Origin of the sequence: Pseudoalteromonas sp. S327, assembly GCF_005886415.1 — a bacterium.
GTDB classification, from domain to species: domain Bacteria; phylum Pseudomonadota; class Gammaproteobacteria; order Enterobacterales; family Alteromonadaceae; genus Pseudoalteromonas; species Pseudoalteromonas atlantica.
This window is the reverse complement of sequence record NZ_PNDP01000018.1, coordinates 31,329-46,093: the sequence shown is the minus strand read 5'-3', so window position 1 is coordinate 46,093 and position 14,765 is coordinate 31,329. Positions and strand designations below refer to the sequence as shown.

Annotated in this window: 11 protein-coding genes; 3 read left to right on the top strand and 8 right to left on the bottom strand. The window is 40.0% G+C overall.

Annotated features, from left to right (window positions below; translation table 11 throughout):
• Positions 1–276: 276 nt before the first annotated feature.
• From CWB60_RS07355 to CWB60_RS07345, 3 genes are all read right to left on the bottom strand, one after another.
• Positions 277–894: a hypothetical protein gene (locus tag CWB60_RS07355; protein ID WP_131692521.1), complete on the bottom strand. Its 618-nt coding sequence runs from the start codon at positions 892–894 to the stop codon at positions 277–279.
• A gap of 7 nt (positions 895–901) precedes the next feature.
• Complete coding sequence (locus CWB60_RS07350) at positions 902–2,485, bottom strand: tetratricopeptide repeat-containing sulfotransferase family protein (RefSeq protein ID WP_138578615.1); 1,584 nt, start codon at positions 2,483–2,485, stop codon at positions 902–904.
• A gap of 85 nt (positions 2,486–2,570) precedes the next feature.
• Positions 2,571–4,988: a TonB-dependent receptor gene (locus CWB60_RS07345; protein WP_058549922.1), complete on the bottom strand. Its 2,418-nt coding sequence runs from the start codon at positions 4,986–4,988 to the stop codon at positions 2,571–2,573.
• Positions 4,989–5,415: 427 nt separating this feature from the next.
• On the opposite strand from CWB60_RS07345, the gene CWB60_RS07340 reads away from it, so the two are divergent.
• Together CWB60_RS07340 and CWB60_RS07335 are read left to right on the top strand one after the other, a co-directional pair.
• Positions 5,416–6,510 (top strand): NADH:flavin oxidoreductase/NADH oxidase, encoded by a 1,095-nt coding sequence (locus tag CWB60_RS07340; protein WP_138578613.1) that lies wholly within the window; start codon positions 5,416–5,418, stop codon positions 6,508–6,510.
• Positions 6,511–6,591: 81 nt separating this feature from the next.
• Positions 6,592–7,788 (top strand): MFS transporter, encoded by a 1,197-nt coding sequence (locus CWB60_RS07335; protein ID WP_138578611.1) that lies wholly within the window; start codon positions 6,592–6,594, stop codon positions 7,786–7,788.
• A 52-nt stretch (positions 7,789–7,840) separates the two neighbouring features.
• Here the strand turns inward: CWB60_RS07335 and CWB60_RS07330 are convergent, their stop codons facing one another.
• The 4 genes from CWB60_RS07330 to CWB60_RS07315 all read right to left on the bottom strand — a co-directional run bounded on the left by CWB60_RS07330 (position 7,841) and on the right by CWB60_RS07315 (position 12,216).
• Positions 7,841–8,731 carry an EamA family transporter gene (locus tag CWB60_RS07330; RefSeq protein ID WP_138578609.1) on the bottom strand — a complete coding sequence of 297 codons (891 nt, stop codon included), beginning with the start codon at positions 8,729–8,731 and terminating at the stop codon, positions 7,841–7,843.
• A 271-nt stretch (positions 8,732–9,002) separates the two neighbouring features.
• On the bottom strand, positions 9,003–9,743 hold the full coding sequence (locus tag CWB60_RS07325; protein WP_058549918.1) for a FadR/GntR family transcriptional regulator: 741 nt from the start codon (positions 9,741–9,743) through the stop codon (positions 9,003–9,005).
• A 438-nt stretch (positions 9,744–10,181) separates the two neighbouring features.
• The gene (locus tag CWB60_RS07320) at positions 10,182–11,171 is read right to left on the bottom strand and encodes a Gfo/Idh/MocA family protein (protein WP_138578607.1); all 990 of its coding nucleotides are present in this window, start codon (positions 11,169–11,171) and stop codon (positions 10,182–10,184) included.
• Positions 11,172–11,208: 37 nt separating this feature from the next.
• On the bottom strand, positions 11,209–12,216 hold the full coding sequence (locus tag CWB60_RS07315) for an AraC family transcriptional regulator (protein WP_138578605.1): 1,008 nt from the start codon (positions 12,214–12,216) through the stop codon (positions 11,209–11,211).
• 113 nt (positions 12,217–12,329) lie between these two features.
• Here CWB60_RS07315 and CWB60_RS07310 point away from each other — a divergent pair, with 113 nt between their 5' ends.
• Positions 12,330–13,943, top strand: coding sequence for a GMC family oxidoreductase (locus CWB60_RS07310; protein ID WP_138578603.1), 1,614 nt, complete (start codon positions 12,330–12,332; stop codon positions 13,941–13,943).
• On the opposite strand, the gene CWB60_RS07305 is transcribed toward CWB60_RS07310, so the two are convergent.
• Positions 13,932–14,762: a class I SAM-dependent methyltransferase gene (locus tag CWB60_RS07305; RefSeq protein ID WP_138578601.1), complete on the bottom strand. Its 831-nt coding sequence runs from the start codon at positions 14,760–14,762 to the stop codon at positions 13,932–13,934. The genes CWB60_RS07310 and CWB60_RS07305 overlap by 12 nt on opposite strands.
• Between the last annotated feature and the right edge of the window lie 3 nt (positions 14,763–14,765).

Genomic DNA, 14,765 nt, shown 5'->3' with positions numbered 1-14,765 from the left:
ATAAAAAATCGATCGCAACCATCTTAAATGGTTTCAAACTAAGAACATACCCAAGACAATTTATTAAAAATTAGTTTTCACACAGTCTGGGCACTCTTCAGCCACTCGACAATATAAAATGTGATAATAATTGGCAAGGTATTTTACTCTGTCGGATGGCGCTTCGCTTATCCGACCTACACTTAAACAAGCCGCTTATTTGGTTTCAGCCCTGCCTAAAACAAAAAGTCTTTACATTTTGCTTGTCTCTCTAAATTACAAAAGCTGACCAACTCTTTAATTTGCATTGGAAATTATAGGCCACTTATCAACTAAGAGGCTATTACCACAATCGTTGTCAGCATTTATTAAATTAGGTTTTAGATTAATTAATTGTGGGAACGAAATGGTGTAATTAACACTATAACCGCAAGAGCCAAAAGCAGAGTATAAGCGCAGAGACTTTAATTCATTCCCTATTTCGGTAATTTCAATACTGCCGGTAAGTAAATTAGTTCGCTTTAGCTCCCACTTATTATCAATAAAAGTAGGTTCTGACCAAGTTATGGGGTAAGCCATGTTAGTTAACGTCTTGACATAATAGGTCAAATAGCTATCTTGATATGCTCCAGTGTTGCAAGCTAATGCAAGCAGTTTATCGCCCGAACTTAGCTTAAAAACTGAGACAAATCGATTGTTATGATGTTCGTCTTTGATAGAACAGTCGTCGTTTTTATTTAGTGAGCCAAGAAGCTTTTTTTGAGTTAATAGTTCAAAATTTAGAGGCAATTTTAGACCAGTTGGTATCTGCATTTTTAAGGGTTTATTATTTTTAATATCTGCAGTGGTCGTCGCAGCACTACTATGGGTGCAGAACAAAAATATTAGAATGATGAACATATGCATGTTTTTCAAAAAATACTTACTCAACATCTATACCTTGCTTTAAAAGGTACTTCACTGCTGCATTAGTATGGGGTTTAAACGCCTTCCAACGGCCGATTGCTTTGCTATTTAATGGTTGGCGTACTTGTACTTTACTAGCCGTAGAGACCGGAGCGGTGTTTAAGTGAAAGTCTATACACTGTGCTTGCCACTCTAAATTACAAAAGCTGACTAACTCTTTAATTTGCTGCTCGGGCTGGGCGACTAGCTCTTCGTATTTTACTAATTTTATATTGCTGTGCAGGGCGCCAAAGTGCTGCATGAGTTTGTAAAAGCGGCTATAAAATTTGGCTGTGTCGAGTAAATCGAGCGAGTATGCGTAGTAGGGGTTATTTATCGTAAATAGCTGGCGGTAGTTACCAATACAGGTGTCCATTGGGTTGCGCAGCATGCAAATAATTTTAGCGTTTGGCAGTGCTTTAGTTATTAAGTCGATATAAAAAAAGTTAAATGGGAGCTTATCTATAAAGTGCTTATGGCTGCCGGTGGTTACGCGAGTGGCGTTTAAATACGTTGTCCCAAGCTGAATAAAATCAAGGTCATACGCTTGAGTGAGTGTTTGAGTATCGAGTACATGCGGTGTTTGGGTTTGGCTTAACTTTTTAACGCTTAGGCCAAAGTCTTGTAATTCTCCGGCTGATTGTACGTCGCTGTGGCTCGATAAAATACGCTCAACCAATGTGGTGCCAGAGCGTGGCATACCTAATACAAAAATAGGTTCGGCTGTTTGGTTACCTTGTGTTAGCGCTTGTGCGTGCTGCTTACTTAGATATTTAATATGTTCAAATAGCTCAGTTGAGCTTTTATGATCAAATGGCTGCATAGCACGTTTTGCTACTTTACCTTGCTCTAACGCGTTAAAAGCCTGAGTAAACTCACCAAGGTCTTGGTACTCTTTTGCTAAGGCATGGCCTATATGTAGTTTTGCATCGGGGTGAGTGATTTGCTCAAACACGTTTTTTAAGCGTTCAATATGGTTATTTTGCAGCGACGCTTTGGTTAAATCGCTTAATGCAAAATGGCTCTGATGATGTAGTGGGTTTAGAGTAATGGCGTTTTCAAAGGCATTTTTGGCTTGTTCAAATTGGCCTAAAAATTTAGCGCTTACCCCTAAATTATAATAAAACTGAGGTTGCGGTTTATTTGCATGGTTAGCCAGTTCAATTGCGCAGTTAAAATAGTTTAGTGCCTCTTTGTGCAGGCCTGCTTGTGTAAGCGCTACACCTAGGGTATCGGCATCAAGACTCTTTTGTATTTGCTGAACCGGTATCGCTAAAGCGGTGTTTTTGGCTTTGGTAAGCTCACCTGTTAATGCGTAACACTTTGCAAGCTGCGCGCTGTATTCAATGCTTTTACCAAGGCTAAGGGCTTTTTCTATTAGCTTTATGGCTTTGTGAATTTGCCCTACGCGTAAATTTACCATGGCCAGTAAAAAGTAGCCATCGGCAAAGTCGCTTTTTTGAGTCACTAATTCAACGAGGGCTTTATGGGCACTTTGTATATTACCTTGGTTTAAATACTCAATGGCGCTTTGATGGAGGTGCTTTAAGTTTGGCTGCATGATGGTTGTTTTATTTATGTGTTAATAAAGAAAAAAGGCTCAAATAAATTTGAGCCTTAAAACATTGTTTAAAAGTAACTATAAATTATATTTCAAATTTGTAGTTAAATTTAACGCCTACCGTAAGTGGGCGATTTATATAGTGGCCGTAGTTACGTTGTATGTCGGCACCGTTTGCAGTTGTTATATCGGCATCTGAACGACGTACTGATGTAACGGCGTATTTATTAAATACGTTATCAATGTATAAAGTAGTAGACCACTCATCAGCCGTTAGCTTAGCAGAAATATTACTTAAGCTGTAACCTGGCAGGGTTTCGCCATTGTCATGCAAACCTACTTTTGAAATTACATCACTTTGTGCGGTTAAACCGTAGTTAATATCAAGGGTTTTGTCGTTAAACACATCTGTTTGATAGTTTACACCCATTGAGAACTGATGCTCTGGCGAGCCCGGTAAACGGTCGCCGTCTTCTGCGCCATCGGTGCCATCAGCATTAAACAAAAATGGTGCGTCTGATGTTAGCTCTGCTTTGGTGTATGCGTAAGTTGCATAAACCGAGAATGAGTCAGATAAAATCGCACGGGAAGAAATTTCAATCCCTTTTGCATTTGCGCTGCCTGCGTTTGAAAGATACGTTAATTGGCCTACATCTGTAGCGCCTGTAATTTGTGCATCATCCCAATCTATGTTGAATAACGCGGCGTTAAAGTGTAGTTGGCTTCTAAACCAGGTACTTTTAAAGCCTAACTCGTAGTTTGTAGTAGTATCTGCATCAAAAAGCCTTTCGTCAGCGTTACCACATCCTGTTTGCTGGTTTTCAGGGATAGGATCAGGGCAAACAGCTAGAAGGTTGGAACCGCCAATTCTAAAGCCTTCACTTACTGTTACATAACCCATTACTGAATTAGTAAACTGGTATTTAGCATTAAATTTGAATAAGTTACCGTTATCGCCTGCTTCGTCTTTTTCGTAAGCAACGGTGATTGCATCAGGGTCTGCATCGCCATAAAGTGTATTTGCAAGCGGGAAGTCAAATGCTGCTTGCGCCTCTACATCGTATTCGTAAAAACGTGCACCAATGGTAATATCTAATTTTTCGGTAACTTGGTAGCCAACTTCGCCGAATAGCGCAGACTCAGTGACTTTACTTTTTGTAAGCTCTAAGTATTCTAATGAGTCAGGTCTTAGCTGAGCGCCACCAAAGTTATCGATAGCGAATTGGTCAAACCCAGGCGTAAACTCTCTACTTGATGCTTCGGTTTCTGTTTTGTTGTAAAAGCCACCCACAATCCAGTTAAAGTCGCTGTCGCTTTGAGACACTAAGCGAATTTCTTGAGTGAAGGTGTCTTCTTCTTCAATTTCACGCGTGAAAGATGAAAACGCTGGAAATTCTTCGTAGCCGTAATCAAGACGAATAAGCAAATCGGTTTGGTCGCGTTGGCCGTCGGCATCAAAGCTTGAAATACCCGTAGCCGATACTAGCTCTGCAAAACCTAGGTCTGCTTTTAGCTCGAGGCTTAGTAATTGATCTTCTTTTTCGCGCGGTTCTTCATAACGATAAGCAGACTCGTATTTACCTACAATATCGCTTAAGCCATTATCATCGTTTAAACTGTTGTAATGAACAATCGAGCGGCCTTCGCTGTCTTGGTTTTGGTAAAAGTAATTAAGTGTCCCTTCAAATGTTTCGCTTGGTTTCCAACGTACAGAAATACGCCCTGTGGTAGTTGTTTCGCCGTTAGCATCTTCAACATTTTTAATATTGTTGTTTACTTCGTCGGCGTTGCTCCAATCAGGGTCCGGTAGAGATACACCTGGCTCACGCACTGTGTAAGCATAATCAATAAAGCCTGGGTCTTCGTATACGTTTAAGCTTGCACGCACTGCAAGTTCATCTTCGATAATAGGAAGGTTAACAATAAACCCGCCTTCGCCACCTAAAGAGTCACTTTCTTGGGTTTGAAACATATCGCCGTAAACTTCAAGCGATGTAAAATCAAGCTCAGGCTCTTTAAGCATGTAACGAATTGCGCCGCCTAATGTGCCCGCACCATAAAGGGTGCCTTGTGGCCCAATTAATACTTCAACGCGCTCTATATCTACCAAGCGCATATCAACCGAAACCGGAATTTCGTTAATGTAAGTTGATACTGTACCGCCATCTGATGATGGGCCAGACGAGTTAGTGTTTAAACCACGAACAATGATAGGAGAGCCTGAGCGGCCACCTTGATCGGTAATTGTTAAACCAGGTACCCAGCGTGCTACATCCGCAAGCTCACTGATATTTTGATCTTTCATAATATCGGCATCGAGCGCTGTAATATTTAGCGGTGCATTTTGCACAGAGCCACTGCGCCTTGTTGCTGTAACTTCGATTACTTCGAGCGATTTGTTGTTAGCTGCAACTTCTTCTTGAGCAAGTGCGGCATTAGGAAATAAAAATACGCCAGATACAGCGCTCGAAATAGCCAAGGTTAACAAGCTTGGTTTAAACATAAAAAGTGATCCCCAGTTCAAATGTTTTACATTAGTAAATTAAGTGAACAGTTTATCAGGGAGTTAAGGGGCAGGGAATAATAAAGTTGAATTTTAATTCACTTTTTTGGAATAAATAGCGCGTTAAAATAAACTTTAACTCATGTAAATACATCTTGCATCCAATGTTTTTAGTAAATTAGGTACATGTTACATACAGCTAGCATGATTGTTTAAAAGTAAATAGCCATTCACGTTTTTAAAATTGCATTAATTGTTGTGTTTGTTAATGCTTCTTAAGCCCTGATAAAAAAACGTTTGAGGTAGCTTTTTTAGTAATGACTTATTCTATTTTTTGCACTGTAAAAATTAAGTTTGATCCCCATTATCGTTAGTTATCGTAAGCTATTTCAATTCGCACATGTGTGCGCGCATCAAGGAGCAAACAATGAGTCAGTTATTCTCGGAGTTAAACATAGGGCAACTCACATTAAACAACCGAATTATTATTGCACCTATGTGCCAGTATTCAGCAAATAATGGTGCAGCTAGTGATTGGCATACCATTCATTTAGGGCAGTTAAGCTTAAGCGGGGCAGGGTTACTTATTTTAGAGGCCACAGCGGTTAATCCTGAGGGGCGTATTAGTTATGGCGATTTAGGGCTTTGGAATAATGAAACCCAGCAAGCATTAGATAAAAGTTTAAAAGCGGTTAGACAATATAGCTCTATGCCTATTGGTATTCAGCTAGCACATGCTGGGCGTAAAGCATCTACAGAAAAGCCATGGGATGGGGGTGGTGCATTAAGCCCAACGGATGAAAACGGCTGGCAAACGCTTGCGCCTTCAGCAGTCGCGTACGACGAAAATAGCCCAGAGCCAAAAGCCATGAGCCAATCCGACATAGACTCATTAATTAAAGACTTTGTAAGCGCCGCTAAACGCGCTGACGAGCTAGGCCTTGATTTAATAGAGTTACATGGGGCGCATGGGTATTTGTTGCATCAGTTTTTATCACCTTTAAGTAACAAGCGCGATGATGAATATGGAGGCAGTTTGCAAAACCGTATGCGTATTGTGCTTGAAGTATTTAAAGCTGTGCGCGCAGAATTTAACAGTAACAAACCCGTGGGTATTCGTATTTCTGCGACTGATTGGGTAGAAGGGGGTTGGGATTTAGAACAATCAGTAGCGCTTGCTAAAGCCCTTGATGAGCTCGGCTGTGATTTTATTCATGTAAGTACAGCGGGTTTAAGCCCTGATCAACAAATACCTGTTAAACCTAACTTTCAGGTGCCATTTGCAACAGCTATTAAAGAGGCTGTGAATATGCCTGTTATAGCCGTGGGTTTAATTACCGAGCCACAACAAGCCGAAGATATTATTAGCGAGCAGCAAGCCGATGGCGTGGCACTTGCGCGTGGTATTTTATATGACCCGCACTGGCCTTGGCATGCAGCAGCAGAGCTTGGCGCTACTGTAACTGCACCTAAACAGTATTTACGCTCAAGCCCGCATGGTAAGCCATCACCAATAAAGTAAGCAAAGTACGAGGTTATAACCCAATGGGCTTTGTACCCATTGGGTTTTATTATTTTTAAACTGTACAAAACAGAGAAATACATGACTCAAACAGGCATTTCACCGCAGCCACTTAGCAATACACTTGTTAGCATTATTGCTTTATGTTGCGGACTTATTGTTGCCAACATTTACTACGCTCAACCCATTATTGAGTTATTAGCACCCGAGGTGGGGTTGAGCCCGCATAGTGCTAGTTTTATTGTGTCGCTTACGCAAATTGGCTATGCCCTTGGGCTATTTTTTTTAGTGCCATTAGCTGATCTCGTCGAAAATAAGCGCTTAATGCTTATAACGCTTGGAGTATCGTTTTTGAGCTTAATAGGCACAGCCCTTGCCGATACACCAAATGTAATGCTTATTTTATGTTTAATGATAGGTATTAGCTCGGTGTCTGTTCAGGTGCTTATTCCGCTTGCGGCGCATTTATCGTCTGACGAAAAGCGTGGCCAAGTGCTGGGTAATATTATGGCAGGTTTATTATTAGGTATTTTACTCGCAAGGCCTATATCGAGCCTAATTGCCGATCACTTTGGTTGGCGTGCGGTATTTTATTTTGCAGCCGGCTGTATGGTGTTTATTGCAAGCGTAATTTATTTTGCCATTCCGCACAGGCATCCAAATCAAAAAACGTCCTATTTTAAATTATTAAAATCGCTTAAGCAGTTAATGATAAGCCAACCTGTTCTGCGACAACGAGCTCTTTTTCAGGCATTAATGTTTGCCTCTTTTAGCTTATTTTGGACAAGCGCCCCCATTGTACTTGCGCGAGAATATGGCTTATCGCAATCACAAATAGCGCTATTTGCTTTAGTTGGCGCAGCAGGCGCTATTGCAGCACCTATTGTTGGGCGCTTAGCCGATAAAGGTTACACACATCAGTTATCGTTATTAGCAAAAGTGATTGCCGCAGTGTGCTTTGTACCTAGTTTATTTGAGTTACCCAACGGGATAATAATTTTAGCTTTAACAGGTGTGTTTATTGACTTTGCTGTGCAAGCAAACATGGTACTTGGCCAGCGGGCTGTGTATTCATTAGAGCCGCAAAGCCGTGCGCGACTAAACGCGATTTACATGACGAGTATTTTTGTAGGTGGGGCTGTAGGCTCACTTATAGCCAGCCCGCTTTATGAGGCCGGAGGCTGGACAAGCGTTGCGTTAGTAGCCGCTGGTATGCCGCTTATTTCATTAATTGGGTATTTGCTAACAAACAGCAAAAGCGCTAAATCGGTTAGTTAATAGATATTATTAAGCACGTAGCCATCGTAATTTATACGATGGCTATTTTGTTTTAACTTGTTAGGTCTAAGATGTTTTTTTGTTTTTTTTGTTTTTTAACACTTGAAAATGAGCTACCAACAGAGGCTATAATCACTAATAAAATAGCCAACCACTGCCACAATGTAAGTAACTCTCCAAGTATTATAAAGCCTGCAAGGGCTGCAAATGCAGGCTCTAAGCTAAGCATAATGCTAAACCCTTGTGCGGGCATATTGCGCAAAGCGACCATTTCAAGTGTATAGGGCAGGGCGCTTGATAAAATGGCAATGCCAATGCCGAGCGGTATAATTCCCCATGTAAATGCACTGCTTTGCGATATGCCACCATAAGGTACAAGTACTAGCGCAGCAATGGTCATACCTAAAGCAACCGTTGCACCACCTGAGCTTTGAGAGCCGGTTTTTTTACCAAATAAAATATACGCCGCCCAGCAAGCTCCTGCTGCAAGGGCAAGTATGACACCTATAGGGTCTAGGCTATCTTGGCTGCTCATATCGGGTAGTAACAGTAAAATACCAGCAATGGCACAGGCTACCCAAAATAAATCGCGCTTGCGGCGAGAGCTAAATAGCGCCACAGCTAAAGGGCCGGTAAATTCAAGCGCAACACCTATACCCAGCGGAATACGCTCTATAGCGTAATAAAATAAAATATTCATACCGCCAAGGCTTAAACCATAAACAATAATAGAGGTGCGATTACCCTGCGTGGGTAAGTGTTTCCAAGGTTTAAAGATTAAACATAAAATAAGCGCAGAAAAACCAAGCCTTAGTGCAGTAGTGCCCTCGGGGCCAACAATAGGAAATAATTGCTTAGCAATAGAGGCACCAGATTGAATGGTGATCATAGCTAAAATTACACAAATAATGGCGAGTAAAAAATCTTTAGTGGATGATTGCATTGAATTCCTTACTTACAATCGGCTGGTTTTGCGCAGTGTATCTTTTTTTAATTACTAGCGAAACATCAATACTCAGTAATTAATACATCTTGAAGCATTGCTTAAAAATAATTAAACCCTTAATACGTTTTAAAGCAAGCTAAATGTATAGCTGCTAGAAAAAGCGTGTTGTTTACTCAAATAGAATAGCTATACCAAGGTGATAAGCAAAAAAATAGCGAGCAAGTAAGACTTGTTCGCTATTTTTCAGTATAAGTAATTAATAAGGGTATTAGTTTGCGCTTTTAACCAAACCGTCTAAAGAGTAAAGTCCTCTTTTCTCATCATTTTTACGTTTAATTTCTTCAAGTGCACGTGATTCTACTGCATCAAATAAAGCATTAATTAAGCGATTAAAATGTTTATGCATTGCTGTGCGTGCGGCACTTGCATCATGAGACTTAAGCGCTTTGTAAATAGCGGTATGTTCGTCCATTACGCAGTCGTTATTGTTTTTACATACGCTGCCATAATCGGTAACAATTTGAGCGTTGTTAAGACGTAAATCCCATAAATTAGATACAGCATATTCAAGCGCTTTATTACGAGTAGCGCGGGCTATAATTTCGTGAAACTCACGGTCAGCCTGCTCAACATAAAGGCCTTTTTCCATAGCGATTAGCGTTTTATTTAATTGCTCTAACTCTTCATCGGTAATAGTTTGAGCTGCCAGTGCTGCAATTTCGCCTTCAATTAAAGCACGCGCTTGAGTAAGTTCAAATGCACTAATTTCTTTAGATTTAATTGGTTTTTCTAGCTGCTCAACAACATAAACACCTGAGCCAGTTTTAACTTCAACTCGGCCGCGCACTTCTAATGCGATAATTGCTTCTCTGATAGTAGGGCGACTTACGTCAAACATTTCAGCAAGTTCACGCTCTGGTGGTAAACGACTTCCAGCAGAAAACTCACCTTGATTTATCAAAGACTCAACTTTATCAACAATGCGCCAAAATAAGCGACGATTACCCATACTTTACCTTCATTACCTTAAGGAATAATGGCCTCTGGGGCCTAATAGTCAAAAACAACAGTTAATACCAGAGGTTACCCCAAAATTCACTATTATGTCAAAATTCTAACGCGATGTTACGCTTGCAAACCACTATACACCAATGGTTGCGTTTATGTATTACCAATTTAGTTTAAAATAATGCAATTGGCCAGCTTGATTGGTAATGTTTTTATGTGTTAGGTTAGTTTTAAGGTTGCAAATATAGATGCATTGGTAATAAGTCAAAGTTGCACTGTAAGTGTTATTTGTTGCAAATTAAGAATTTTATAGTTGATAACTCAAATTGATTGCCCACGGATGGGGGTCGTTATTGTAATAAAAAGTGTAGTCTTAGTTAGTTGTTTTAACTTCCCTTTGGGCGTTAACTGTCGTTGGTTAACGCCCATATATATTTTATTATTTATCGCTTGGGTATATAACACCAAGTTGTATACGCGCATCATCTAGTACGCTCATTACATTAGATGCTAATTGGTGGGTATTAACAGGCGATTCAAGCACGTTTTGCTCAACCAACTCGATAAAGTGAGCTACTTCGTATTTCATAAAATGCTCATCAAACTTACCTGAAATAACTTCTGTTTCACCGTTATTTGCAATAAATTCAATCTGTTTAAGCTGTGATACGGCTTCTATACGCATGCGGCCAAGTTCACCTTGTATCTCGGTTATATTGTCGCCTTGCGAAATTTTTGAATAACTAATAACAGCTTGTTTATCTGCGTAGTTTAGTAATACATCGCCCGCGCCATCCACACCTGTATCAAGTAATACGCCACTGGCACTCACACTGTTTGGCGCTCCCCACAGTGCAATTAATAAATACAATGGGTAAATACCTAAGTCGACCAAGGCACCGTTAGCAAACTCAGGTAAAAATGTATTTGGGCGCTCACCATTTTTGTATTTATCATAGCGAGAAGAGTACTGACTGTATTGACCAATAAATTTACGCGGTGTACCAATTTTAGCCAGAGCACTTTTAAGGTTGGTAAAGTTTGGCAAGTGTGTGGTCATCATAGCTTCCATGTAGAGACGCTGATGTTTTTTTGCCGCTGTTAAAATAGCATTTAGTTCGTTAGTATTAGCTGCTGATGGTTTTTCACCTAATACATGTTTGCCTGCTTTAAGGCACATTACTGCGTAATGTTTATGCAGACTATTTGGCGCTGCAATGTATACGGCATCAACGTTTTGATCTTGGCATACTTGCTCAATTGAAGTGAAAATTTTTGCGTTCGAATTTTGAGGGTGTTTTGTTAAAAATGCTTCCCCACTTGAGACTGCGCGCGAACACACGCCATATAAATTAAAATTGGCTAATGTATTTGCCGCATTGAGTAAGGTGTCGCTAATAAAATTAGTGCCAACAATAACAAAGTTCATGCTCACTCCTTAGCTTTAATAAAAATAATAAGAGCGTTTAGTTTAACATTCTTTTTGCCCTGTATGCGCGTGGAGAATACCCAAACCAGCGTTTAACACTTGCGCATAAGGTTGCCTGTTCGTGATAGCCTAAAAGCATTGAAATAGTACTGATAGAGTATTGTTTTTGAAGCAAGTAATGCGCTGCCAGCGCCCTACGTGTGGTGTCTTTCAGTTTTACAAAGCTGGTGTTATGTTTAGCCAATTCACGGTGCAAGGTACGCTGGTGCATATTAAGTGCCTCGGCAATAGTTTGGTTTGAACACTGATAAATAGGCAGCATTGGCCTTATGAGTGAGCTTACTTGGGCAGGTAATGACTGACTGTGTTCGTTGCGTTTAGCTAAAAAATTAAAGGCCGCGTCGGTTTTATTAAGGTTATTGTGGTTAAGCTTTATCGATAAGTCGGCTTTGTTTATTACAATGCCCGCACTGTTGCGGTGCTCTATTACTTTACAGCCAAAATAGGTTTTGTATGCGAGTGTATTAGTTGTCAGCTTTTGCGGTAAAAACACAGTGCGAGGCTTGCACTGATTATTACTTAATTTTTTAATTATGCTCATGGCTAAGCCAAGCGTGAGCTCTATGGCTTGGTTTATTTGTGGTAGGGGCTTTAGGTTAAATTCAAACGATAAAAATAAGCTCTCGTCATTATCTAATGAGTGCGTTGTTAAGCACAATGCGGGGCTGTGTAAGTGTAAATATTTAACCACCCAGCTAAGCGCTTCTTCTAAATTAGTGCCACTTTTTGCCGCAATAGCAATGTGCCCCAAAATATCAAAATTTTGTTTATTCGCTAATTTAAGCCCAAAGCATGGGCAGTTAAACGTATGGCTACAATACTCTAATAAAAAAGCATAAGTACGATAGGGTAAATATTGATCTTCAAGATTGGTAAAATCTACTTCCACATTGCACGTTTTCATAACACGTAGAGCATTCCCGCCTAGCTCTTCTATAAGCGCATTAATACCTTGTAACGATGTGGCTCTAATTAAATTGCTCAAAACATTGCCAATAGTGAAGTGAGTAGTGGTGTCTAAAAATATCAAGTTTTGAAGGTTTTTTCTATGCACTATAGTGTTAATCACTCTTAAATTAGCTTTAGTAAGGCCTTAATATGAACAACCAATCTTTTGATTATATAGTAATTGGCGCTGGTAGCGCGGGTTGTGTGCTAGCTGCTCGTTTATCAGAAGATAAAAATGTAAGTGTGTGCCTTATTGAATCCGGTGGCAGCGATAAAAGTGCATTTGTGCAAATGCCGGCGGGAATAGCAGCAAGCGTGCCGTATGGCATAAATAGCTGGCATTACAACACGGTGCCACAAAAAGAGCTTAATAATCGCTGTGGTTTTGTGCCGCGTGGTAAAGTGCTTGGTGGCTCAAGCTCTACTAATGCGATGGTGTACATTAGAGGGAATAAATATGACTACGATAATTGGGCGCATCTTGGTAATGAAGGGTGGGACTTTAACAGTTTATTACCGTACTTTATTAAATCTGAAAATAACAAAACCTTTATAGATAATAACTTACATGGCACTAATGGCCCTTTGCATGTTCAAGAGCTTAATAATCCGAGTGTTATAAACCAATGCTTTTTAAATGCATGTGTTGAGCAAGGCGTAAATTTAAATGACGATATAAATGGAGAAAAACAGCCTGGTGCGCGTCTTTCACAAGTTACCCAACATAATGGTGAGCGCTGCAGCGTAGCTAAGGCGTATTTAACTCCCAATTTAAATAGAGCTAACTTAACAGTACTTACAAATTGCCACGTTAATAAAATAAATATTAAAGAAAAAACAGCGCAAGGGGTAGAACTTGTTAAAAACAATAAAGTAACTAGTTTAATCGCAAATAAAGACGTTATTTTGAGTGCGGGTGCTATTAACTCTCCGCAGGTATTAATGCTTTCAGGTATTGGCCCTAAAGCACATTTAACAGCACACAATATTAAAGTAGAGCACGCTCTAGAGGGCGTAGGTGCTAATTTACAAGATCACTTAACCGTAGTGCCGCTTTATAAATCAAAAACAAGTAAAGGTACGTTTGGTATTAGCCCCTTGGGCATTGCAAGTATTTTTAAAGGCTATGTTAACTGGTTTAGTGAGCGAAAAGGGCGATTAATCACTAACTTTGCAGAGTCGCATGCCTTTATTAAATTATTTGAAGACTCAAAAGAGGCAGATGTACAGCTTGAGTTTGTTATAGGGCTTGTGGATGATCATAGCCGTAAGCTACATGTAGGCCATGGTTATAGTATTCATAGCAGTATTATGCGCCCAAAAAGCCGTGGCAGTATTACGCTTAAAAATAGCGACCCGCGCAGTGCCCCCCTAATTGATCCTAACTATTTAAGCCACCCGGATGATTTAAAAATTATGCTAGCAGGACTTAAAAAGACGCTTAGCATAATGCAAAGCCCTGCTTTTGATAAAATACGCGGTAAAATGGTGTATCCACTTGATATTAATAACGATGAGCAACTTATAGAGTTTATCAGGCAAACGGCCGATACCGAGTATCATCCTGTAGGGACTTGTAAAATGGGGCAAGATGAAATGGCAGTCGTGAATACCAATTTACAGGTACATGGTGTGAGTAAGTTACGCGTAGTTGATGCGTCTATTATGCCTACAATAATTACCGGCAACACGAATGCACCGGTAATAGCGATTGCCGAAAAAGCATCAGATTTAATTAAACAAAGTCATAAATCAGGGCTGTGAATGTGTGCTATAAAACTGAGTAAGCCAAGCTTGCCAATCGCTTTCTAGGCGAAGCATTTGCTGATGTTTTTTAGCATTTAAATGCTTTGTTTCATCCTCAAGCGCTATATATGGACCAACACGACACAGCGAGCAATGATTAGGTGTTAAGTAGGTAGGTTTTGAAAGGTATGGGCTTAATTCAAAGACCAACTCAGGACTTGTTTTAGGGCTAAACACATAGGTAATACCACTGGTATCTTTTACATGTTTATCACGGTCTACGTTTCTAATTTTATAGCCTTCAAAGTGGCTAATATCAAATGGCATTTGGCCTAAATATTCAGCCTGTAAGCCTTTGTTTAAAGTGCCTTCAATATTCCACTCTCTGTAGGGCTTTACATCTTTAGAGGTAATATAACAAAGCATGGGGCCGTTAGGGTTTAGCGCAAATTCGTTAGCGTACTTCATAAATTGATGAAGCAAAGCACGGTTAAGTACGTTCATGCTTGATTGGCGGGTATTACTTTCATAGGCTTCGCGGCCAACAAATGCAGGTATAAGCGGAAACTGAAATATAACCACATCAAAGCTGTGCTGGTTTTGACCTAATGCTTGCCAACAGACAGGATTTGTTACATCAAAACTATTAAGTACATCTACGTTATGTGCTTTTAGGGGGCTTAGCGCATTATTTTCGTATTTTTGCTCAATAGTGGCTGCACTATCATAAGTTGAAGCCACTAATTTTGAAGGTTTTATGTGAGTATACAGGGCATTTGAAAACGATAAATCGCCATCACCTACGGTAAGTATTCGCCAATCAGCATTTAAATACATAAA

Bases quoted from the DNA above. Each gene is read 5' to 3' on its own strand.
- CWB60_RS07330 (WP_138578609.1), bottom strand. From the start codon at position 8,731: ATGCAATCATCCACTAAAGATTTTTTACTCGCCATTATTTGTGTAATT.
- CWB60_RS07320 (WP_138578607.1), bottom strand. From the start codon at position 11,171: ATGAACTTTGTTATTGTTGGCACTAATTTTATTAGCGACACCTTACTC.
- CWB60_RS07310 (WP_138578603.1), top strand. From the start codon at position 12,330: ATGAACAACCAATCTTTTGATTATATAGTAATTGGCGCTGGTAGCGCG.
- CWB60_RS07305 (WP_138578601.1), bottom strand. From the start codon at position 14,762: ATGTATTTAAATGCTGATTGGCGAATACTTACCGTAGGTGATGGCGAT.
- CWB60_RS07335 (WP_138578611.1), top strand. From the start codon at position 6,592: ATGACTCAAACAGGCATTTCACCGCAGCCACTTAGCAATACACTTGTT.
- CWB60_RS07325 (WP_058549918.1), bottom strand. From the start codon at position 9,743: ATGGGTAATCGTCGCTTATTTTGGCGCATTGTTGATAAAGTTGAGTCT.
- CWB60_RS07340 (WP_138578613.1), top strand. From the start codon at position 5,416: ATGAGTCAGTTATTCTCGGAGTTAAACATAGGGCAACTCACATTAAAC.
- CWB60_RS07345 (WP_058549922.1), bottom strand. From the start codon at position 4,988: ATGTTTAAACCAAGCTTGTTAACCTTGGCTATTTCGAGCGCTGTATCT.
- CWB60_RS07350 (WP_138578615.1), bottom strand. From the start codon at position 2,485: ATGCAGCCAAACTTAAAGCACCTCCATCAAAGCGCCATTGAGTATTTA.